The 21,294-nt window shown below is 65.7% G+C and carries 21 protein-coding genes and 1 tRNA gene; 8 read left to right on the forward strand and 14 right to left on the reverse strand.

Features of this window, described 5'->3' with window-relative positions:
- Nucleotides 1-20: 20 nt before the first annotated feature.
- Nucleotides 21-1,181 carry a site-2 protease family protein gene (locus tag L1F31_RS09580; RefSeq protein WP_265417078.1) on the reverse strand — a complete coding sequence of 387 codons (1,161 nt, stop codon included), beginning with the start codon at nt 1,179-1,181 and terminating at the stop codon, nt 21-23.
- 127 nt (nt 1,182-1,308) lie between these two features.
- Between L1F31_RS09580 and L1F31_RS09585 the strand changes: the two genes are divergently transcribed.
- Nucleotides 1,309-2,118 carry a RecB family exonuclease gene (locus L1F31_RS09585; protein WP_265417079.1) on the forward strand — a complete coding sequence of 270 codons (810 nt, stop codon included), beginning with the start codon at nt 1,309-1,311 and terminating at the stop codon, nt 2,116-2,118.
- Nucleotides 2,119-2,133: 15 nt separating this feature from the next.
- Here L1F31_RS09585 and L1F31_RS09590 read toward each other — a convergent pair whose 3' ends face one another.
- Complete coding sequence (locus L1F31_RS09590; protein ID WP_265417080.1) at nt 2,134-2,808, reverse strand: HAD family hydrolase; 675 nt, start codon at nt 2,806-2,808, stop codon at nt 2,134-2,136.
- 22 nt (nt 2,809-2,830) lie between these two features.
- On the opposite strand from L1F31_RS09590, the gene L1F31_RS09595 reads away from it, so the two are divergent.
- Nucleotides 2,831-3,661 (forward strand): PAC2 family protein, encoded by an 831-nt coding sequence (locus L1F31_RS09595; protein WP_265417081.1) that lies wholly within the window; start codon nt 2,831-2,833, stop codon nt 3,659-3,661.
- Nucleotides 3,662-3,730: 69 nt separating this feature from the next.
- Here L1F31_RS09595 and mshC read toward each other — a convergent pair whose 3' ends face one another.
- The 3 genes from mshC to L1F31_RS09610 form a co-directional block, all read right to left on the reverse strand.
- The gene (mshC, locus tag L1F31_RS09600; protein ID WP_265417082.1) at nt 3,731-4,990 is read right to left on the reverse strand and encodes a cysteine--1-D-myo-inosityl 2-amino-2-deoxy-alpha-D-glucopyranoside ligase; all 1,260 of its coding nucleotides are present in this window, start codon (nt 4,988-4,990) and stop codon (nt 3,731-3,733) included.
- Between the two features lie 84 nt (nt 4,991-5,074).
- Nucleotides 5,075-5,887, reverse strand: coding sequence for an SCO1664 family protein (locus L1F31_RS09605; RefSeq protein ID WP_265417083.1), 813 nt, complete (start codon nt 5,885-5,887; stop codon nt 5,075-5,077).
- Nucleotides 5,888-5,893: 6 nt separating this feature from the next.
- Complete coding sequence (locus tag L1F31_RS09610; RefSeq protein ID WP_265417084.1) at nt 5,894-6,457, reverse strand: DUF3090 domain-containing protein; 564 nt, start codon at nt 6,455-6,457, stop codon at nt 5,894-5,896.
- Nucleotides 6,458-6,514: 57 nt separating this feature from the next.
- On the opposite strand from L1F31_RS09610, the gene L1F31_RS09615 reads away from it, so the two are divergent.
- A complete protein-coding gene (locus L1F31_RS09615; RefSeq protein WP_265417085.1) occupies nt 6,515-6,778 on the forward strand; it encodes a hypothetical protein in 264 nt (87 codons plus the stop codon).
- A gap of 77 nt (nt 6,779-6,855) precedes the next feature.
- Here L1F31_RS09615 and L1F31_RS09620 read toward each other — a convergent pair whose 3' ends face one another.
- Entirely contained in the window at nt 6,856-7,755 is a 900-nt protein-coding gene (locus L1F31_RS09620) for an aldo/keto reductase (protein WP_265417086.1), read from the reverse strand.
- A 69-nt stretch (nt 7,756-7,824) separates the two neighbouring features.
- On the opposite strand from L1F31_RS09620, the gene L1F31_RS09625 reads away from it, so the two are divergent.
- Nucleotides 7,825-8,658 (forward strand): undecaprenyl-diphosphate phosphatase, encoded by an 834-nt coding sequence (locus L1F31_RS09625; RefSeq protein WP_265417087.1) that lies wholly within the window; start codon nt 7,825-7,827, stop codon nt 8,656-8,658.
- Between the two features lie 92 nt (nt 8,659-8,750).
- Here L1F31_RS09625 and L1F31_RS09630 read toward each other — a convergent pair whose 3' ends face one another.
- Nucleotides 8,751-9,413, reverse strand: coding sequence for a histidine phosphatase family protein (locus tag L1F31_RS09630; RefSeq protein WP_265417088.1), 663 nt, complete (start codon nt 9,411-9,413; stop codon nt 8,751-8,753).
- A 58-nt stretch (nt 9,414-9,471) separates the two neighbouring features.
- Between L1F31_RS09630 and L1F31_RS09635 the strand changes: the two genes are divergently transcribed.
- Together L1F31_RS09635 and L1F31_RS09640 are read left to right on the forward strand one after the other, a co-directional pair.
- Nucleotides 9,472-9,654 carry a DUF5703 family protein gene (locus tag L1F31_RS09635; RefSeq protein WP_265417089.1) on the forward strand — a complete coding sequence of 61 codons (183 nt, stop codon included), beginning with the start codon at nt 9,472-9,474 and terminating at the stop codon, nt 9,652-9,654.
- A gap of 4 nt (nt 9,655-9,658) precedes the next feature.
- Entirely contained in the window at nt 9,659-10,633 is a 975-nt protein-coding gene (locus tag L1F31_RS09640) for a DMT family transporter (RefSeq protein ID WP_265417090.1), read from the forward strand.
- On the opposite strand, the gene L1F31_RS09645 is transcribed toward L1F31_RS09640, so the two are convergent.
- The 5 genes from L1F31_RS09645 to L1F31_RS09665 all read right to left on the reverse strand — a co-directional run bounded on the left by L1F31_RS09645 (nt 10,587) and on the right by L1F31_RS09665 (nt 15,819).
- Nucleotides 10,587-11,894, reverse strand: coding sequence for a M20/M25/M40 family metallo-hydrolase (locus L1F31_RS09645; protein WP_265417091.1), 1,308 nt, complete (start codon nt 11,892-11,894; stop codon nt 10,587-10,589). The genes L1F31_RS09640 and L1F31_RS09645 overlap by 47 nt on opposite strands.
- A gap of 266 nt (nt 11,895-12,160) precedes the next feature.
- Nucleotides 12,161-12,248: transfer RNA gene (locus L1F31_RS09650), tRNA-Leu, on the reverse strand.
- A gap of 81 nt (nt 12,249-12,329) precedes the next feature.
- Nucleotides 12,330-13,184 (reverse strand): MaoC family dehydratase, encoded by an 855-nt coding sequence (locus tag L1F31_RS09655; RefSeq protein WP_265417092.1) that lies wholly within the window; start codon nt 13,182-13,184, stop codon nt 12,330-12,332.
- Nucleotides 13,181-14,533: a 3-oxoacyl-ACP reductase gene (locus L1F31_RS09660; RefSeq protein WP_265417093.1), complete on the reverse strand. Its 1,353-nt coding sequence runs from the start codon at nt 14,531-14,533 to the stop codon at nt 13,181-13,183. The genes L1F31_RS09655 and L1F31_RS09660 overlap by 4 nt, the downstream gene beginning before the upstream one ends.
- The gene (locus L1F31_RS09665; protein WP_265417094.1) at nt 14,530-15,819 is read right to left on the reverse strand and encodes an acetyl-CoA C-acetyltransferase; all 1,290 of its coding nucleotides are present in this window, start codon (nt 15,817-15,819) and stop codon (nt 14,530-14,532) included. Before L1F31_RS09665 ends, L1F31_RS09660 begins: the two co-directional genes overlap by 4 nt.
- Nucleotides 15,820-15,877: 58 nt before the next feature.
- On the opposite strand from L1F31_RS09665, the gene L1F31_RS09670 reads away from it, so the two are divergent.
- Nucleotides 15,878-16,507 carry a TetR/AcrR family transcriptional regulator gene (locus L1F31_RS09670; RefSeq protein WP_265417095.1) on the forward strand — a complete coding sequence of 210 codons (630 nt, stop codon included), beginning with the start codon at nt 15,878-15,880 and terminating at the stop codon, nt 16,505-16,507.
- Nucleotides 16,504-18,540: an acyl-CoA dehydrogenase family protein gene (locus L1F31_RS09675; RefSeq protein ID WP_265417096.1), complete on the forward strand. Its 2,037-nt coding sequence runs from the start codon at nt 16,504-16,506 to the stop codon at nt 18,538-18,540. The genes L1F31_RS09670 and L1F31_RS09675 overlap by 4 nt, the downstream gene beginning before the upstream one ends.
- 231 nt (nt 18,541-18,771) lie before the next feature.
- Here L1F31_RS09675 and metX read toward each other — a convergent pair whose 3' ends face one another.
- Both metX and L1F31_RS09685 read right to left on the reverse strand, forming a co-directional pair.
- Nucleotides 18,772-19,806, reverse strand: coding sequence for a homoserine O-acetyltransferase MetX (gene metX, locus L1F31_RS09680; protein ID WP_265417097.1), 1,035 nt, complete (start codon nt 19,804-19,806; stop codon nt 18,772-18,774).
- A gap of 1 nt (nt 19,807) precedes the next feature.
- On the reverse strand, nt 19,808-21,130 hold the full coding sequence (locus tag L1F31_RS09685) for an O-acetylhomoserine aminocarboxypropyltransferase/cysteine synthase family protein (protein ID WP_265417098.1): 1,323 nt from the start codon (nt 21,128-21,130) through the stop codon (nt 19,808-19,810).
- Between the last annotated feature and the right edge of the window lie 164 nt (nt 21,131-21,294).

Here is a 21,294-nt window from a genome sequence, read left to right on the forward strand (position 1 = left end):
GATTGCCTCACACAACCGGCTCAGGCGGCGAGAAGCTCGTCGAAGAACTCCTGCAGGTCGATGACGCCGACGAGCGTGTTCCCGTCCATGACCAGGCTGAACTGCGCCTTGGGCCGGTGGGTGAGCGATTCGAGCAGATGCGGGGCTGTGATGTCCTTGGGCACGCCGATCCAGCCGACGAGGGGGCGGGCGACCTCGCCTGCGGGGACGGCGTCGAGGTTTTCGGCGAGACGGCCGGCGGCAGCGTGCCGGTCGACCAGCCCATAGGGCAGTCCCTTCTGGTCGAGGACGACGATGAGGGTGCGTTCCTTGGCGTTGCCGAGTGTGTTCGCGTAGTCGAGGGTGTCGGCGAGGTCGGCATCCCAGGTGGCCGCGATGGCGGGCTGGATGACTTGGGAGAGGTCGTAGGTCTCCATCTTCCGCGCCCGTTTGGCGTGGGTGGCAGCGTCCCCGGCGGAGAACCACAACATGATCGCAATGAGCGACATCCAGGCCACGGTGAGCGGGGCCGGCCGTTCGCCGGCCAGCAGCGGGGTGATGACCGACCAGCCGATGAAGCCGATGGCGATGATGCGTCCGACCCAGCTGGCCACGATCGTGCCCAGGTACTGGGAGCCGGTGATGCGCCACATGATCGCCTGCAGCGCCCACCCGCCGTCGAGAGGGATGCCCGGCAGCAGGTTGATGGCGCCGAGGGCGACATTGGCGAAGGTGACCGCGATGAGCAGCAGCCATGGCACCGAGGTGGGGCTTGCCGCGCTCAGGCACCACCATCCCAGCAGGGCGAGGACGATGTTGACGATGGGGCCGACGATCGAGATCACGAAGCTCGTCATCGCGGCCTTGTCGCGCGGATTGTCCATCTGGGGTTCGAAGCGGGTGAAGCCGCCCCAGATGTTCAGCTCGATGGCGGCGACCTTCTGACCGTAGAACTGCCCGGCCACGCCGTGAGCGAGTTCGTGGAGGAACACCGAGGCGAAGAGCAGCACCGCATAGGCGAACGCGACGAACCATGCGCCGATGCCCAGATCCGGTCGCACCTGGTTGAGCCACGGTGTGAAGAGGATCGTAATGACGATGGCGGCGAGGAACCACGACCACGCCAGAATCACCGGTGCGCCGAGGACGGTGCCAAGACGCAGACCCGATGAGGCACCGGGCTGGTGGTTTTTCGCGGCCATGGAAGGGATTCCTCCGGTCGATGTCGAGGTGAGCGGACCACTGTGGGTCGGTAACTCAGCCTAACAGCGACACAGTGCCGGGCGCTGGTCGCCACGACGTGTCAGGGCGGGTCGTTACAGTGGTGATATGGCCGAGCTCACCAGTCTCTCGCCCTCCCGGGCCAACGACTTCATCCAATGTCCTCTGAAGTTCCGCTTCCGCAGCATCGACAAGCTGCCGGAACCGCCCTCGCAGGCGGCCTTCCGCGGCACCGTCGTCCATTCCGTGCTCGAGAAGCTGTTCACCGCGCCGGCCGCGGAGCGCACCGCCGAACTGGCCCAGTCGATGCTCATGCCCGCCTGGGACGAACTCGTGGAGAAGGATCCGGAGGTGCTCGACATCTTCACCGCTGAATCGGAGAAGGAGACGTTCTTCACATCGGCGCGTCGCCTCATCGATTCCTATTTCGTCCTCGAGTTCCCCGAGCACCTCGAGCCCGAGGAGACGGAGAAGTACGTGCGCACGACGCTTGACAACGGGCTCGAGCTGCGCGGGTTCATCGATCGGGTCGATGTCGCCCCCGGTGGGGAGACCAGGCTCGTCGACTACAAGACGGGCAAGCAGCCGAAACCGCAGTACGGTCGGGAGGCGAAGTTCCAGATGGGCTTCTACGCCCTCGTCGTCTACCGGCTCTCGGGAGAGCTCGTCCACACGCTGCAGCTGATGTACCTCGGTTCGCGCAGCGTGCTCAAATCGCACCCGACGATGGCCGAGGTCGAGCAGACGGAGTTCGAGATCGATGCCATCTGGAAGGACATCATCGCCTCCGCCGAGGCGGATCGGTGGCGGCCGAAGAAGTCACCGCTGTGCAATTGGTGCACTTTCAAACCGCTGTGCCCGGCCTGGGGAAACACCGCCCCGCCGACCCCGGAGATCACGAAGATCGTCGGCGCCTGAGGCGCCCGACCCGGTTCAGACGGAGCTGCGCTGGGCCAGCCGACGCAGATCCTCGACGGTGCGGCCCTCGAGGCTGTCCCACAGGATCCGGCCCGGTCGTGCTTCGAGGTCGACGAGATGCGGGATGCCCACGGCGATGGTCCCCGCCGCCTCGGCACTGGCCAGGCCCGGCTTCGAGTCCTCGAGTGCGACGCAATCGCCCGGGGCGAGGTCGAGCAGGGCGGCACCCTTGAGATAGGGCTCGGGATCGGGCTTGCCGGCGGAGACTTCGTCACCGGCGATGAGCCCTGCGAAGCTGCCTGCGGGGCAGCTGGCGATGACCGCCTCGGCGAGTCGGCGGTAGGACATCGTGACCATGACGTTGGGGATCCCCGCCGCTGTCAGTTCTGCGAGCAGGTCCAGTGCCCCCGGGCGGAACGGCACGGAGGTGCGGATCGCGTCGATCACTGTGCTCATGAGGGTCTCGACGATGTCGTCGACCGGCAGGTCGAGGCCGGCGTCCTGCATCATCGCCGCCGAGGTGGTCAGTTCGTTGCCGACGAATTCGAGTCCCTGCTCTTCCGACCAGGGAAGCCCGTGAGCGTTCATCAGCTCGGTTTCGGCTCTGATCCAGTACGGTTCCGTATCGACCAGGGTTCCGTCCATATCCCAGAGGACTGCGGCAGGTTCGGCTGAGGCAGAATTCGTCATAGTGCCAGCGTAGTCTTGAACCATGAGCTTTCTTCCATCCGGGTCCGGGGCACTCGTGTTCATCGCCTTCGAAGGTCAGGATGCCGATGCTTCCGAAGCGGCGAGTTCGCTGGCCAAGGATCTCGTCGAAGTCTGGGCGCTGAACGACGCGGAGATCCTCGACACCGACGGGTTCTACGAATTCCGCTTCTCCGAACCGGAGATCCTCCGCGACGAGGACGGCACCGCATCGATCGCCTGGCCGGGCATCGCCGTCCATCGCGGCCATCACGGCGGACTGCCGGTGACCATCATCCACGGTCATGAGCCGGGGCTGAAATGGCGGGAGTTCCTCTCCCTCATCCTCGGCCAGATCGGGCCGGACGATGCGGTCGTCCTCCTCGGTTCACTCCACGCGGAAGTGCCGCACACCCGCCCGCTGCCGGTCGTCGCGAACACCGAGGATCGGGCGCTGGCCCATGAACTCGACATCGACGCCAACGGCTATGAGGGCCCGATCGGCATCCTCGGCCTCCTCGGGGTCGCCTGTCAGTGGCGGAATCTGCGTGCCGTCAACCTGTGGGTCGGAGTGCCCGACTACCTTGCCGACTCCCCCTCGCCGAAGGCGGAGCTCGCCTTGGCGAAGGCGGTCGAGCACTATGCGGAGATCGAAGTCGACATCCATGTCCTCGAAGAGGAGAGCCGTGCGTGGGAGCTCGGTGCCGATGAGCTCGTCTCCCTCAATCCGCGGCTGGCCGAACTCGTTCGAGCGCTGGAAGAGGGAACCGACTCCGCCGAACTGCCCGAAGCCAGCGGAGACGCCATCGCGGCCGAGTTCGAACGCTATCTGCGCAAACGCGGCCGCGACCGATAGCGACGCATCTCAGCCGAACAGGCGAGGTCTCAGTCGAGCAGACGGAATCTCGGCCTCCCTGGCCGAATCTCAGTCGAGGAGACGAATTCCCAGCAGCGCGTCGACGGCGTCGGCGACCCGGTCACCGCTGACAGAGGCGGTGGCCGAGGGCTCGGAGTCTGCGTAGTGGTCGGCCCACTCGTCGAGGATTCCCAGCGCACGCGGGCTGTCGAGGTCGTCGGTGAGTGCTTCGCGGAGCAGACCGATGATGTGTCCGCGCAGGCCCTCGCGGCATTCGGACTCGCATTTCGCCGCATGCCGCCACGCGTCCAGACGGGCGGAGGCGGTCTCGAGCTGCTCTTCGGTGAAGCTCCAGTCGCTGCGGTAGTGGTTGGACAGGATCACGGTCCGAATGACCATCGGGTCGACTCCGCGTTCGCGCAGCTGTGAGACGAGCACGAGGTTGCCCTTGGACTTGCTCATCTTCTCGCCGTCGAGACCGACCATGCCGGTGTGCATGTAGGTCTTGGCCATCGGGGTGTCCCGCCAGGCCGCGGCGTGTGCTGCGCTCATCTCGTGGTGCGGGAAGATCAGATCGTTTCCACCGCCCTGCACATCGACCGGCAGGCCCGCGTACTTGTCGACGATGACGGTGCATTCGACGTGCCAGCCGGGCCGCCCTCGGCCCAGCGAGCCTCCGTCCCACGCCGGTTCGCCCTCACGTTCGGCACGCCACAGCAGCGGATCGATCGGGTTGTCCTTGCCCGGTGTGTCCGGGTCGCCGCCGCGTTCGGCGGACAGCGCCGCCATCGTCTTCTCATCGTCATGGCTGACGGTGCCGAAGGGTGGGGTGATCGGGGTCGACACCCGGTAGTAGACGTCGCCGTTGTCCAGTGTGTAGGCGGCACCCTTGGCGACGAGGTCCTCAACGGCCGCGGCGATCTCGGCGACCGTCTCGACGACGCCGATGAAGCTCTGCGGCGGGATCACCCGCAGTGCCTCCATGTCCTCGCGGTAGAGCTGGATCTGGGAGGAGGCGAGCTCGCGCCAGTCGACTCCGGTGGCGTCGGCCCTCTCCAGCAGCGGATCGTCGACATCGGTGGTGTTCTGCACGTAGTTGACGTCGAGTCCGGCATCACGCCAGATGCGGTTGAGCAGGTCGAAGGCCACATAGGTGGCGGCGTGACCGAGATGCGTCGCATCGTAGGGAGTGATCCCGCACACGTAGAGGCGAGCGGTCTGCTCGCGGCCGCGCAGACGACGCGGGCTGCGGGTGCTCGTGTCGAAGACCGTGGGCACCTTGCCGGTGCTGGTCAGACGGGGCAGTTGAGGTTCGGGCCATGACTTCACGGCCACCAGCCTAACCGAGAGTCAGGCGTTCGGCACTTCACTGCGAAAGCGGCCGAAGCGAACCCTGCCACGGGATGTGTGTCCTCAGATGGGCGGCCAGGGGATGGCTGTGCGGTTCTCGGGTGCTTCGGGGAAGAACTCCGCTGTGAGAAGAGTCTCGGCGCGCCCGCGCAGCGCTGCGATCTCCGTCGTCGACAGGCAGTCGGAGAGTCGGTTCTGCAGGGCCTGGCCCATGTCGACGATCTCTTCGAGGGCATCGATCTCCTCGGCCTGGAAGGAGGTGCGGGCGAAGCCCCACAGCACGGTGCGCAGCTTCTCCTCGTGGTGGAAGGTCAGACCGTTGTCGATGCCGAAGATTCCGACATCCCGCGCATCGGTGCTCGGCAGGGCGCTGCCGGTGATGACGTGGCCGGCCTTCCGGTCGGCATTGTTGGCGAGCAGGTCGAAGAAGGCGATGGCCCGCAGGCCTTCGCCGACCGCATGGGACAGGACCAGGTCGCGCCCGTCCTCGGTGCGCAGAGCGAAGATCGGGGTGTGGTCGGCCGGGATCGTCTGGACCGAGGTCAGGGTCACCGCCTCATCGTCGTCAGAGGCCTCGATGTAGGCCTGCAGGGAGCCTGGACCGGCGGGCAGATCGTGGCGGAGGACCGTGGGCGGGACGACGTCGAGGCCGAGTGAGTCGCTGAGCCGGAAAGCCGCGACCTCGCGCAGGGCCAGGGTCGCTTCTGGGAAGTCGTGCAGCGGTCGTTCCCCGGAGATCGGCTTGTACACGGCTTTGATCGCTCGACCTGCCTGTTCGATGACGAGCAGGCGGGTGTCGTTGCTGGCCCGCGGGATCGCGCCCATCTCCGTCCACTCCCCCGCGGTCAGAGCGTCGAGGAGAAAGCTGTGGTCCATCACGGTTCAGGCGCGCGGGATCCCATTGGCCCGCGGACACAGGTGCCCGTCGGGTTCGAGCGGCAGCGAGCAGAACGGGCAGTCCCCGCGCCCTGCCCCGACGACCTGTTCGCCGCGACGGGAGAACTCTCGGGCGGCTGCGGCGTCGAGGACGACACGCAGCACTTCGCGTTCGACCTCGTCGTCGTCCGGGTCCGCAGAGGTCCCGGCCTGTGCGTCCGCCTCGGTGAGTTCGAAGCATTCGATGACGAGCTCGTGTTTGACCGTATCCCATCCCAGGCTCATGGTGCCGACGCGGAATTCGGGTTCGATGGGCACATTGAGCCCGGCATTGTCGATCCGGTCATCCAACGCTGTCTGCGGCACCCGTGCGGCAGGATCCTTGACCATGACCATGTCGAGCAGCTCGGTGATCCGATCGGCGAGGATCTCCACCTGCTCCTTCTCCACCACGACGGTCGTGAGCGCGCTGCCGGACTTCGCCTGGAGGAGGAAGGTCCTCTCCCCCGGCAGTCCGATCGTGCCGACGACGAAACGGTCAGGTGCGGGGTGGTCGTAGAGAGCTGCCATGTCTTCAGCCTAGTTCAAACCCTTACATGTGACTCCGGCCTGGGATACATTTGAGTCATGAGCACTGATCCTCGTGAGGCCCTGGACGCATTCCTCGAAGCAGTGAGAGAGCACTACGCTGCATCCGCGCACCGCAACGGTGACCAAGACCCCCGAGTCGAAGCCGCTTATATGGCTTTGGCCGATGCCTTCGAAATCTACGAAGACGCGATCTACACCGCGTTCGACGAAGTGACTCCCTTCGAACTCTTCGACGACGTCGAGGATGCGAAGGACGATGACGACGATTTCATCATCGATGACGACGACGAGGACGAATGACGCGGCCTCGCAGCTGGACCAGCCTCGCTGTTGACCCAGCGTCCCAACTCATCCAGCATCTCAACTGACGCAGCCGATCAGGAGATCTGGTCGAGCACCTCGGCGATCTCCTCGGCCAGTTCGACCTCGCTGCTGGTGATCTCGGCCAGCTGAGCCGGTGTTCGCGGCGAGACCAGCGAACAGGCGATGCCCTGGTGCCGGTTGAATGCCAAGGCGATATCGGTCGTCGACACGCCCAAGGCGGCAGCGGCCTTCCGGACCCCGGCGAGCACCCGGTTCGACCGGTCATCGAGATAAGCGCCGACATAGTCGCCGAGTTCGCCGGCCAGACGAGAATCGGACGGTGTCGACGCGGCATATTTGTCGGTGAGCACTCCGCGGCCCAGCCCGGCGCCGGCGATGAGTGAGACTCCGGCGTAGTCGGCGGCAGGGATGAGATCGTCTTCGGCGTCCCTGTTGAGCAGCGAGTATTCGGCGACGGCGCAGGCGATCGGAATCCCGGCTCCGCGCATCTCCGCGAGCTGCCACCCGGTGTGGTGGGAGACTCCCACGTAGCGGATCTTGCCCAGAGTCAGCAGCGTATCGATCGCCGAGGCGGTCTCCGACCGATCGACGTCGGTGTCGAAGACATCGAGGACGAGTACGTCGAGGTGGCTGCGTCCGGTCGTGCGCAGCAGGAAGTCCACCTGGGACAGGATGCGCGCCCGCCCGAGTCCGACCTCGATATGGTCCGCATCACTCATGGACACGCCCACACGGGCCATGACCAGGATCTCTTCGGGAAGTCTCAGCTCCCCCAGGACCGACGCCGCGACCGTGGCCGAACTTGGCAGCTCGATAAGGTTCCCACCAGCACTTATATAGTCGTCGACGAGAAGTTGAGCGGTCCGGTCGTCGACCCGGTGCCCCCATTCGAAGGTTCCGAGACCCACATCGCTGACGTCAAGACCGGTGGTGCCGAGGCGTTGGTGCTTCATGCTTCTTGAGGTTACCTGATCAGGCGACTACCGTGGTTTCGTTCCCAACCCACATTCTCAAGGAGTCGTATGTACGACTGGCTCGTCGCTGCCGTTCTCGGAATCGTGCAGGCACTCACCGAGTTCCTCCCGATCTCGTCCTCGGCGCATGTGCGCATCGTCGGCGAACTCATGCTGCCCGGTTCCGATCCCGGCGCCTTCTTCACCGCGATCATCCAGATCGGCACCGAAGCCGCCGTCATCGTCTACTTCTGGCACGATATCGTCTCGATCATCTCCAAATGGTGCAAGGCCCTGGTCGGCAAGCACGATCGCAGAGATCCCGAGGTGCGCCTGGGCTGGCTGATCATCGTCGGCTCGATTCCCATCGTCATCATCGGACTGCTGTTCCAGGACTACATCGAGGGCGCACTGCGCAGCCTGTGGATCACCGCGACGATGCTCATCGTCTTCGGCCTCATCATCGGCCTCGCCGACTGGGTCGGCAAACGCCAGCGCACCCTCGACGACATGACCTGGGGACAGGGCATCCTGTACGGACTCGCGCAGGCCCTGGCCGTCATCCCCGGCGTATCGCGTTCCGGCGGCACGATCATGGCCGGTCGGTTCATGGGCTTCGATCGCCCCTCGGCAGCCCGCTATTCCTTCCTGCTGGCGATCCCGGCCGTCGTCGGATCGGGCCTCTACGGGGTCTATCAGACACTCGGCAGCACCGATATGGTGCTCGGCTGGGGGCCGACGATCCTCGCCACGATCATCTCCTTCGGCCTCGGACTCGTCGTCATCCACTGGTTCCTGCGCTACGTCGAGACGAAGTCGTTCGCGATCTTCGTCTGGTACCGCGTGGCCTTGGGCATCGTGCTCTACATTCTGCTCGGCACCGGCGTCCTCGCCGCCGTCTGATCCCGGGTAGCCGAGCTCGGTCTTTAGCGAATCTGCTGAGCTCGGCCTTCAGCGAATCCTCTGAGTTCGGCCTTCATGCGCGGAGGCCGGGGTCAGCGGATTCCGCCCCCGCCGACGGCACCTGATTGGGCGAGTCCGGCAGCGGTCACCGACATCGCCGCGAGCACGGGGACCGCACCCGAGTAGTCGATGACGGTGAACGAGCCCGGGGCCACACTCAGTCGTTGGAAGTCATCGAGGGGCATGCCCAGAGCATCGGCGATGATCGCCTTGATGATGTCGCCGTGAGAGACGACCATCGCCCACCGCGGTGACTCCTTCGACTCCTCCGCGCCGAGCTCGGCCACAAGCGAACGGACGCGGTCAACGGATCGGCGGGCCGCCTCGGCGATGGATTCCCCTCCGGGGAACTCGGCCTGCGATGCACGTCGCAGCACCGTGGCCCACAGCGGTTCTTCGGCAAGTTCTTTCAGCGTCCGCCCGGTCCAGTCGCCGTAGTCGAGTTCGATGACGGACTCGTCGGCGGACACAGAATCGAATTCCGCTGCCCGCTGTGCGATCTCCGCCGTCTCCGCACAGCGCTGCAGCGGCGAATGCAGCAGACGGGAGAAACGCCGGTTCGGCAGCAGCGCCAGGTTCGCTTCGAGCGCTGACGCTCCCGCATCGGTCAGGGACACGCCGGGAGCTCGTCCGGCCAGGATTCCGGACACATTGGCACTGGAGAGGCCGTGCCGCAGCAGAACGATGACGGGCATACCATCCAGATTAGCCCAGATCGTCTAGGGTGGGCCTATGAAACGTCAGCGTCCACGTATGACCTACGAGTTCCGCAAGGTCTCGTTCTCCAAGGATGTACCGCGCTCGGTGAGCCTGCAGGAGCTCAATGACGAGGCGGAATACGGCAAATGGGAGCTCGCCCGGACTCGGATCTCCGTCGGCGGAGTCCGCACCGTCTGGCTGCGCCGCAAAATCATGCCGCTGTCACTGAGCAGCTGAGAGTGTGAGGTCTCAGCCTCTCCTCCCCGTCCTCTCCGCAGGGCTGATCACGGTCGTCGCTGGAGCGGCGATGTCCCTGCAGGGACGCGCGAACGGCCTGCTCGGTCAGGTGCTCGGCCATGCTGTCTTCGCCGCACTCGTCTCATTCGTCGTCGGACTCCTCGTCGTCGGCACCGCCCTCATCGTCTCGCCGCGCTCGCGCGGGGCCGTATGGCGGCTGCTCGGACTGCTGCGGCAGCGGTCCCTGCCGTGGTGGGTGATGCTCGGTGGGCTGAGCGGCGGACTCGTCGTCATCGCTCAGGCCCTGACCGTGCCGCTCATGGGCGTGGCGATGTTCACGATGGCCTTCGTCTCCGGGCAGGTCACCGGTGGACTCATCGTCGACTCCACCGATCTGCCGCCCGGCGGTCGCCGGCGACTCGATGTCCTCCGTGTGATCGGCGTGCTCATCGTGCTCGGGTCTTTGGCGCTCGGCGCCGGTCAGCGGCTGCAGACGGGAATCCCGCTGTGGGCTCCCCTGCTGCCGTTCGCCTCCGGAGCATTGACGAGTGTCCAGCAGGCTTTCAACGGCCGCATCCGCGCCGCCACCGGGTCTGCGGTCGTCGCGACGACGGTGAACTTCACCGTCGGCTTCGCCGCCCTTGTCCTCGGCACCGCGGTGCTGCTGGTCGCAGGGGTCCCGTGGGCCGGTCTTCCCACCGCACCGGATGAGTGGTGGATCATACTGGGCGGGGTCTTCGGGGTCATCTTCATCGCCTTGACGACGGTGACGGTGGCCCGCCTCGGGGTGCTGCTGCTGAGCCTGTTCGCGCTCTTCGGCAATCTTCTCGGCGCGCTCCTGCTCGATGTGCTGTTGCCGATCCCGGGGTCGGTGGTCACGCTCACGACGGTTGTCAGCGCCGTCGGTGTGCTCGCCGGGATCGTCGTCACCGTCATGCCTTCATCAGGAAGTCCCCGAGCACGCGAGTCCCGAACTTGAGGGCGGAGATCGGCACACGCTCGTCGACGCCGTGGAACATCGCGGGGAAATCGAGGTCGCCGGTCAGCTGCAGCGGTGCGAAACCATAGCCGGTGATGCCCAGCTCTGCCATCGACTTGTTGTCCGTTCCGCCGGAGAGCGTGTACGGAAGCACCTTCGCACTCGGGTCGTCGGCCAGCAGGCTCGCCTTCATCTGCGCCACGAGCGGAGTGTCGAACGGGGCCTCGAGTGCCTCACCTTCGTCCTCGGCGGAGATGTCGATGCCCTCCCCTGCGAGCTCCTTGATCGTGAGCATGACGTCTTCGTGCTGGCCGGGCAGGGTGCGGCAGTCGACGTAGGCCGTGGCCGTGCCGGGAATGACATTGTGCTTGTAGCCGGCGTCGAGGAAGGACGGGTTCGAGGTGTTCTGCAGGGTGGGGGCGACGAATTTCTCGACCGAGCCGAGTTCGGCCAGCAGCTGCGGGATCGTCTCCGACCGGAACTCGATGCCTGTCAGCTCCGAGACGCCCTCGAGCAGCTTCCGGGTGGCCAGCGGGATGTCCTGCGGCCAGGGATGGTTGCCGATGCGCGAGATCGCCTCGGCCAAACGGGTGACAGGGTTGTCGTCATTGCGCTGGGAGCCGTGCCCGGCGGTGCCGTGGGCGATGAGGTTGAGCCAGGCCAGGCCCTTCTCGGCTGTCTGGATGAGGTAGACGCGCTGACCGCGGATGTCGACGGAGTAGCCGCCGACCTCGGAGATCGCCTCGGTGGCACCGGAGAAGAGCTCCGGGCGATTGCGCACCATATGACGGGCGCCGTAGTTGCCGCCGGCTTCCTCATCGGCGAAGAAGGCGATGATGAGGTCGCGGCGCGGGCGCAGACCCTGGGCCATCATCGCCCGGACAGAGGCGATGATCATCGCGTCCATATCCTTCATGTCCACCGCTCCCCTGCCCCACAGCAGGCCGTCCTTGATGACGCCTTCGAAGGGATCGACGCTCCAGTCCTCGGCAGCCGCGGGCACGACGTCGGTGTGACCGTGGACGACGAGCGCGGGCGCGCTCGGATCCGTGCCCTCGACGCGGGCGACGAGATTGGCCCGGCCGGGTGAGGATTCGACGATCTCGGACTTCAGGTCCACCTCGGCGAACCAGGAGGCGATGAGTTCCGCGGCAGGCAGCTCCGGGTTGGCTTTGTTGCCGCCCCAGTTCTGAGTGTCGATGCGGATGAGCTGGCGGCACAGTTCGGTGACTTCCGCCTCGGCGGCGCTGAAATCAGACACAGGGACTCCCGTCGGTGGTGATCCGATCACGCTTCTGCGCGGTGATCGTACGGCTGTCTCCCACCGTATCCCACCCGCGAGCCCGGCTCACAGACAAACGGGCGTGTATCAGCGGGTCAGAAGTTCACACGTGGTGTTCGTGATCAGGACGCGGCGAATGAGTTCTGAACCCGCGGAAGCTCCGGAAGCCCCTATGCCGCGAAAACTCCGACTGCAGAATGCGAAGATGGCCCCCGGATCGAAATCCGGAGGCCATCTCCATGTTGTGCGCGAAGGGGGACTTGAACCCCCACGCCCGATAAGTTGGGCACTAGCACCTCAAGCTAGCGCGTCTACCAATTCCGCCACTCGCGCTGGCAACAGAGATAACTCTACATGCGCGAGAGGGCGTCGCAAAATCGAAATCGGCATTTGTGACGCACTCCACTTTTCAGGTCATCCTTCGAGGTGTGCCACCTGCGTGAGCACGTGCGGTTTGCCCGATTTGGGGTGGAACACCGCCGACCGCGAGGCCTCGTGACGGCGTCCTTCCAGCAGCGCATAACCGGCTGTGCCCGGCAGCAGGATCGGCTTCGCGAAGGACACGTCCCAGCGGTAGGACTCCAGTCGCGGATCCATCGCCGACAGTGCCCGAGAGGCCGTGTACATGCCGTGGGCGATCTGCCTCGGAAAGCCGAAGCCCTTCGCCGCCAGACCGTTGAGGTGGATGGGATTGAAATCGCCGGAGACCTGCGCGTAGCGCTGCCCGATGATCGGATCCAGACGCCACAGCGCGCTCGGGCGCGGAGCCTCGAATTGTGCGTGCGGAACCTGGGCTCGCGCCTGGACACCCGGCAGCTTCTTGCCCTTGGCGAGATAGGTCGAGACCTCGTCCATCACGGGACGTCCTTCGACGTGCGCGGTGACCTGCACCTCGATCGTCGTGCCCTTCGCGTGCTCGAACGGTCCTGCGAGTTCGACGTGGAAGTCGACGACCTCGCCGAGGCGGGCCGGCGACAGCATGTCCACGCGGTTGTGGATGTGGACCATGCCCAGCATCGGCAGAGGCACATCGGGGTCCGAGAGCAGCTGCATGGACAGGGGGAACGCGAGTACGTGCAGGTAGCCGGGGTGGACGATATCGCCCAGCCTCTGCTCGACGACGTGCGCGAAACCGGAATAGGCGACCGGCTCGAGCGGGATGCTGCGGTCGAGCGACCGCTGCGGCAGGTCGGGTCCGGTCCGCGGTCCCACGGGCAGGGTCTTGATCAGTGCGCGGGCGTAGACGGGGAGCATCGATCCTGCCATCATGCACCCACCATGTTCTGTCCGCAGACGCGCAGGGTCTCACCGTTGATGCCGCGGGCTCCGCTCGAGGCGAGGAAGCTGATCGCCTCGGCGACGTCGACCGGCTGTCCGCCCTGCTGCAGGCTGGAGAGTCGGCGGGCGACCTGGCGGGTCAGCGTCGGCATCTTCGCGGTCATGTCCGTTTCGATGAAGCCGGGGGCGACGGCGTTGATCGCTCCGCCGCGGGAGGCGAAGTCGTCCGCCGAGGCGGCCGTGAGTCCGATGACACCGGCCTTCGAGGTGGCGTAGTTCGTCTGCCCCCGGTTTCCGGCGATGCCCGAGGTCGAAGCCAGGGACACGACCTGGGCTCCGTCGGCGAAGAGGCCCTTATCGGCCAGATGGGCGTTGATCATCGTCTGCGCGGCGATGTTGACCGCGATGACCGAGTCCCACTTGCCGGCATCCATGTTCGCGAGCATCTTATCGCGGGTGATGCCCGCATTGTGGATGAGGATGTCGACGGGAGCTGCGACCGCCTCGGCGATCTTGTCCGCTGCGTCTGCGGCGGTGATGTCGAGCTGGACGGACTTGCCGCCGATCTCATTCATCACCTGCGCCAGGGGCTGACCGGCCTGCGGCATGTCGACACCGATGACGGAGGCGCCGTCTCGGGCGAGGTTGCGGGCGATCGCCGCTCCGATGCCGCGGGCGGCACCCGTGACGACGGCGGTGCGTCCGGCCAGTGGTCCCTGGGCGCCCGTGGACATGAAGTCCTTGAGGCTCAGGCGGTCACCGGCGGCGGAGGACACGGTGAGGAACTGCCCGGACACATAGGCGGACTTGCCCGAGAGCAGGAACCACAGTGCTGCGGTCACCGAGGGTGCGGTGAGATCGACACCGTCGAGGAGGATCCCATTGGCGGTGGCACCCGCGCGCATCTCGTGGGCGACCGAACGGGTGAAGCCCGTGATGCCCTGAGTGGTGGCGGCCTGTTCCGGTGTCTGGTTCGTCGGATCCGGTGCGGTCGAGATCGTGATCATGCGACCGCAGGTCGCCAGCGATCGCAGCGCCGCACCGACTTCGAGGACGACGGGTGAGAGCGCCGCCGGCGACTGCGCATCGTCGAGGACGGCGATGATCGCACGCACCTTCTCACCGGTCTGGGCGTTCCGGCGCACCTCGAGGCCGTTCTCCAGCAGGAGGTCGGCGAGGCTCTGTGCGCCGGCTCCGGTGCCGAGGACCAGCACCGGCCTGTTGGTGTAGCTGGCCGGGGTGGAGCCGAACCGATTGAGTTCGACCGGCTGCGGCAGGCCGAGGGTCTTCGCGACCTGCTTCAGAGGTCCGTTGACGAGGGAGAGATATGTGTCTTTCATACTGCCTCCACAATCGCGGTCAGTCCCTGTCCGCCTGCGGCGCAGATCGAGACCAGGGAACGCTTCTTGCCGGTGGTCTTCAGGTGCTTGGCGGTGCTGGCGACGATGCGTCCGCCGGTGGCCGCGAAGGGGTGACCGGCGGCGAGACTCGAGCCCAGCGGGTTGAGCTTGTCCCGATCGATGGTGCCCAGTGCCTTGTCGAGTCCGGCCTTCTCCTTGCAGAACTCCTCGGACTCCCAGGCTGCCATGTGGGAGAGCACGGTGGAGGCGAAGGCCTCGTGGATCTCGAAGACGTCGAAGTCATCGAACGTCAGTCCATTGCGGGCCAGCAGACGCGGCACAGCATAGGCCGGAGCCATGAGCAGACCCTCGGCTCCGTCGACGAAGTCCACCGCCGCGGCTTCGGCGTCGACGAGACGCGCCAGCGGAGTGAAGCCGTGCTCGGCAGCCCAGTCTTCGCTGCCCAGCAGCACCGAAGAGGCTCCGTCGGTCAGCGGCGTCGAGTTGCCGGCAGTCATCGTCGCCTCGGCAGACAGCTTCTTGCCGAAGACCGGGTTGAGCTTCGCCAGGGATTCCATCGACGAGTCGGCACGCATGTTCGTGTCGCGGCTGACTCCCAGGTACGGGGTGGTGAGGTCGTCGAAGAATCCGGACTCCCAGGCCGCGGCGAGGTTGCGGTGCGAGGCCACGGCGAGTTCGTCCTGAGCCTGGCGGGTGATGGCCCATTCCGCAGTGGTGATCGCCTGGTGTTCGCCCATGCTCAGACCCGTGCGCGGCTCACCGGTGCTCGGGGCCTGCGGGGCGAGGTAGGCGGGACGGATCTGCGAGGCGATCTTGGCCTTCTGCACCATCGTCTTCGCTCGGGTGAGTTCGAGCAGGATCTCGCGCATCGAATCGTTGACGACGATCGGGGCGTCCGAGGCCGAGTCGACGCCCGAGGCGATGCCCGATTCGATCTGGCCGGCGTTGATCTTGTTGTTGAGGCTGACCACGGCCTCCAGCCCGGTGGCGCAGGCCTGGCCGAGATCGAAGGCCGGGGTCGTCGGGGACAGCGCGGATCCGAGAACTGCCTCACGGGTGAGGTTGAAGTCCTTCGAATGTTTGAGGACGGCGCCACCGGCGACCTCTCCGATGTTCTCGCCGGCCAGCCCGAAACGGGCGACGAGCCCGTCGATGGCCGATGTGAGCATATCGAGATTGGTGGCCTTCGCGTACTGCTTGTTCGAGCGCGCGAAGGGAATGCGGTTGCCGCCGAGGATGACGGCGCGTTGGGTGGGAGCGGACATGTGCACCTCCGAATGGTTGATTTAGCTGTTACCGACAGTACCTGATACCGTCTGTTCCATGAAATCGATCACAGACGGTCGTTCCACGCGGTGGCAGAAGCACCGCGATGAACGTCGTCGCGAACTGCTGCGAGCGGTCCGACTCGTCGTCGACGAACACGGCGACGAACTCTCGATGGACCAGATCTCGGAATATTCGGGGACCACGAAATCCGTGCTCTACCGATACTTCACCGACCGGGCGGGTCTGCAGGCTGCGATGGGCGAATGGGCGATGGGCCTCATCGTCCGCTCTCTCGATGACGCGGCAGCCGCCTCGGTGCGCGAGGACGGTTCGGTGCGGGATGACGACTCGCCGACCGGTCACGAGGCGTTGGCCGCGATGATCCGGGCCTTCGTCAACCTCGCCGGCGAATCGCCGAACATCTATCGGTTCTGCGACACCGCGGTGAACCGATTCGCCCCTGAGGAGACCGGCGGCTTCTTCAATTCGATCGCCACACTCTTGGCCGAACGGCTCGGCATCGACGGAGAACGGGCCCGGCTGTGGTCGGCCGGCGCGATCGGCTTCGTCCGCGCAGCGACGGAAACCTGGCTGTCGAACCCGGACAGTCCCGAAGAATTCACCACCACCATCACGGATTGGCTCTGGGCATCCCTGCCCGAACAACGAGGAGAAGAACTATGAAGCTGTCTCTTGACCCGAAGGCCATCAACGACGTGCTCGACGGGCAGTGGGCCGAGGCCCGCCGCCGCGGTCGCACCCTGGCAGAGGATCAGACGACCCACGATGATCCGGCCGACGATCTCGAGACCGCACGGTCGAAGACGCTCGAGGGTGTCGCCAAGATGGCCGAGACCGGGCTGCCGATGACGGGACTGCCCCCGGAGATGGGCGGAAAGAACGAGCACGCCACCAATGTCGCCGGTTTCGAGGAGACGGTCACGGCAAACCCCAGCCTGCAGATCAAGGCCGGTGTCCAGTTCGGACTCTTCGGCGGAGCGATCCTCCACCTCGGTGATGCCCAACAGCATGAGAAGTGGCTCCTCGATGCGCAGGCCGGCAAGCTGCTGGGTTCCTTCGCGATGACCGAGATCGGCCACGGCTCCGATGTCGCCAATGTCGCCACGACCGCCACCTACGATGCTGCGACCGAAGAGTTCGTCGTCCACACTCCGTTCCGGGCCGCGACGAAGGAATTCATCGGCAATGCCGCCCGTGACGCGCGTGCCGCAGTCGTCTTCGCTCAGCTCGTCACGCAGGGCGTCAATCACGGAGTGCACGCCTTCTTCGTCCCCGTCCGCGACGACGCCGGGCAGCCGCTGCCGGGCATCTCAATCGAGGACGACGGCTACAAGGGCGGACTCAAGGGAGTCGACAACGGCCGCATCGTCTTCGACTCGGTGCGGATCCCACGGAAGAACCTGCTCAACCGCTACGGCGATGTGACTGCCGAGGGTGTCTACTCCTCCCCCATCGAGTCGCCGGGACGTCGCTTCTTCACAATGCTCGGCACCCTCGTCCAGGGCCGTGTGTCCCTCGACGGTGCTTCGATCGTCGCATCCAAGATCGCGCTCGACATCGCTGTGCGCTACGGCCTCGAACGCAAGCAGTTCACCGCCGGCGATGACTTCGTCGAGACGACGCTGCTGGACTACGGACAGCACCAGCGTCGGCTGATGCCGGCCCTGGCCGCCGTCTACGCTTCGTCGTTCGCCCATGAGAAGCTGCTCACCTCGTTCGAAGAGGTCTTCTCCGGAGCCGATGACTCCGAGGAGAACCGTGCTCTGCTCGAGACCCGGGCCGCCGCGTTCAAGGCGGACTCGACATGGATGGCCCTCGACGTCATCCAGGAATCGCGCGAGGCCTGCGGCGGTGCCGGCTTCATGGCCGAGAACCGCCTCGTGGGGCTGCGTGCCGACCTCGACGTCTACGTCACCTTCGAAGGCGATAACACTGTGCTGCTGCAGCTGGTGGCCAAGCGCCTCCTCGGCGACTATGCGAAGGAATTCGCGAACCTCGACGTCGGCGGTGCGGCCCGCTTCATCGGCACTCAGGCCGCCGAACACACGCTCTACCGGACGGGACTGGCCAATGCGGGTCGCGCGATCTCCGATGCGTTCACACCGAACCTCGGGGATAAGCGGATCCGTTCGGGTCGACTGCAGCGCACCCTGCTCGAGACCCGCCTCGAGGTCATGGTCGCCGGTGTCGCGCAGGCCCTGCGCCCGGCGACGAAGATGCCTGCCGACAAGGCTGCCGCACTGTTCAACGTCCACCAGCACGAGCTCATCGAGATGGCGCGCGCCTATGTCGAGCTCGAGAAGTGGAAGGCCCTGGACGAGAAGCTGAAGGAGCAGTCCGATCCCGCTCAGGCGAAGGTCTTCCGCCGTCTGCGCGACACCTACGGTCTGGGACTCATCGAAAAGCACATGGCCTGGCATCTCATGTACGGTCGGCTGCCGATGTCCCGTGCCCGCCAGATCAACGAGACGATGGGCCGCCTGTGCCAGAAGCTCGCAGCCAATGCCCTCGACCTCGTCGAAGCGTTCGGCTACGACGACATCCACCGTCGTGCGACGATCGCCTCCGGGGTGGAGGCGGAGCGTCAGGCCGAGGCCGCTGACTACTACCGCCGGGCCCGGGCTCGTGAGGACTTCCCCGTCGACGAGAAGCAGCTGCGCAAGGCCGCGAAGAAGGCCAAGCAGGCCGCGAAGTAGTCACTGACACCGAGTCTCAGCCGGACTGTCCGGGCGGCCGGGTCACTCCGGCTCAGCCGGGCAGGCTCAGCCGGGCAGGCTCAGCCGGGCAGGCTCAGCCGGGCAGGCTCAGCCGGGCAGGCTCAGCCGGGCAGGGTCGGACTGGCCCAGCGGAAGAAGTACAGCAAACGGATACAGCAGAGCCCCCGCAGCGAACGGTCTGCAGGGGCTCTGCTGGTGTCTGTGGTCGTGTCAGGCTGCGAGGAAGTTCGCGAGTGCCGCTGAGATCTTCTCGGTCTCGGTGAGGAAGCCGTCGTGGCCGACGGCGGAGCCGATGACCTCGTGGCTGACCTTGCCCGGCAGCGCCTCGGCGAGGATGCTCACCTGTTCGGGCGGGAACAGTCGGTCCGAGGACACGGAGATGACGAGGTTGTCCGTGCAGGCGTCGGCCAGTGCTGTCGCAAGGTCACGGGATCGGCCGTGGCGCACATCGTGGTCGCGCAGGGCGCGGGTGAGCACGAGGTAACTCTGCGGATCGAACCGGGCGGTGAGCTTCTTCGCCTGGTGATCGAGGTAGGAGCTGACTTCGTAGTAGTTCTCCGACCGCAGGCGGCGGGAGAAGCGCTCGTTGAGATCGGCATCGTTGCGGTAGGTCAGGTGCGCGATCTGCCGGGCCAGGCTCAGACCCTGCTGCGGAAAGCGTCCGACGGCCGAATAGTCCCCGGAATAGTAGTCGGGATCGAGCTCGATCGCCCGCTCCTGCATCATCGCCCACGCGATCTGGTCGGCTTCGCAGAATGCCGGTGCGGCGATGATGGCACATTTGCGCACCTTCCGATTGTCCAGCAGAGCGAACTCGAGTGCCCGTGCACCGCCCATCGAGCCGCCGATGACGGCGGCCCAGGAGTCGATGCCGAGGATCTGGGCGAGATTGTGTTCCAGCCGGGCCATGTCTCGGATCGAGACCTGGGGGAACCGGGACCCGTAGGCCAGTCCGTCGTCGTAGATCGACTGGGGACCGGTCGTTCCCGAACACCCGCCGAGCGAATTCGCGCACACCACGAAGTATTCGTCGGTGTCCACGGCCTCGCCGGGACCGACGACACCCTCCCACCATTCGGTGACGCGGGTGTCGCCGGTCAGGGCATGTTCGATGAGAATCGCATTGGACCGGTCGGCGTTGAGGGAGCCGAAGGTCTCATAGGCGATCTCGACTGTTCCGAACGTGTGCCCCGAATCCGTGCCGAAGCCCAGGATCCGCTCGACGGAGGTGCTCTGGGTGGTCATCTCAGGCCGCGGTCGCTGCCTTCGCCGCTGCAGCCGCGAAGCCCTTGTCGAGGTCGCCGATGATGTCGTCGATGCCTTCGATGCCCACGGACAGGCGCACGAGTGCGGGGTTGACTCCGGCCGCCTTCTGAGCGGCTTCGTCGAGCTGCGCGTGCGTCGTCGAGGCGGGGTGGATGACGAGTGAGCGGACGTCGCCGATGTTCGCCACCAGCGAGTGCAGCTCGAGGGCGTCGACGAAGGCCACGGCCGCGTCGTATCCGCCGGCGATGTCGAAGGCGAGCACCGAACCCACACCATTGGGCAGGTACTTCTTGGCCAGATGGTTCCATGGGCTCGACTCGAGTCCGGCGTAGGCGACAGAGTCCACCTGGTCATGAGCCTCGAGGTAGTCGGCGACCTTGTTCGCGTTCTCCACGTGACGTTCGATGCGCAGGCTCAGGGTCTCGATGCCCTGGGCCAGCAGGAATGCGTTCGTCGGGCTGAGCGAAGGCCCGAGGTCGCGCAGACCCTGGACACGGGCCTTGAGTCCGAAGGACACGTTCGCGCCGAAGGGTCCGTCGGCACCGAGGTCACGAGCATAGACGAGTCCGTTGTAGGAGGCATCGGGTTCGTTGAAGCCGGGGAACTTCTCCGGCTGTGCGCCATAGTCGAAGTTGCCGCTGTCGACGAGGACGCCGGCGACGGAGTTGCCGTGTCCGCCGAGGTACTTCGTGGCCGAGTGGAGGACGACGTCGGCGCCGAATTCGATGGGACGCACGAGGTACGGGCTGGCCAGCGTGTTGTCGACGAACAGCGGGACGCCGGCTCCGTGGGCGATGTCAGCGATCGCTGTGATGTCGAGGATGTCCGAGCGCGGGTTCGACACGACCTCACCGAAGAGGAGCTTGGTGTTGTCCTGGATCGCGTTCTTCCACGCTTCGTGGTCATCGACATCGACGAAGGTGGTTTCGATGCCGAGCTTGCGCAGGGTGACGTCGAAGAGGTTGACGGTTCCGCCGTAGAGGCTGGAGCTTGCCACGATGTGGTCGCCGGCTCCGGCGACGTTCGTGATCGCGAGGAAGGCCGCAGACTGGCCCGAGGCGGTGAGGACGGCGTGGACGCCGCCTTCGAGGTCGGCGATGCGGTTCTCGACGACCTCGTTCGTCGGGTTGGTCAGACGGCTGTAGACGGGGCCGACGTCGGTGAGAGCGAAGCGCGCCGCAGCGTGATCGACGTCGTTGAACACGAACGAGGTGGTCTGGTGGATGGGCAGGGCGCGCGATCCGGTGTTCGGATCGGGAACCTGTCCCGCATGGATCTGGCGGGTTTCGAATGCCTGGGTCATGGTGTCTCTCCTCTGTGAGTGCGTCGGTGGTGTCGCTGGTTGAGGTCGATGTGATGTGTCTACTGTCATCGACTTCGCCGCCGTCCGCCCGCCTGTGTGTCATGTTGGTGTCATCGTGTGTCATCTTTCGTCACACCCGGACGTGACGGACCGTCATATGCTCA

The sequence above is a fragment of the Brevibacterium spongiae genome (genome assembly GCF_026168515.1).
Taxonomy (GTDB): Bacteria; Actinomycetota; Actinomycetes; order Actinomycetales; family Brevibacteriaceae; genus Brevibacterium; species Brevibacterium spongiae.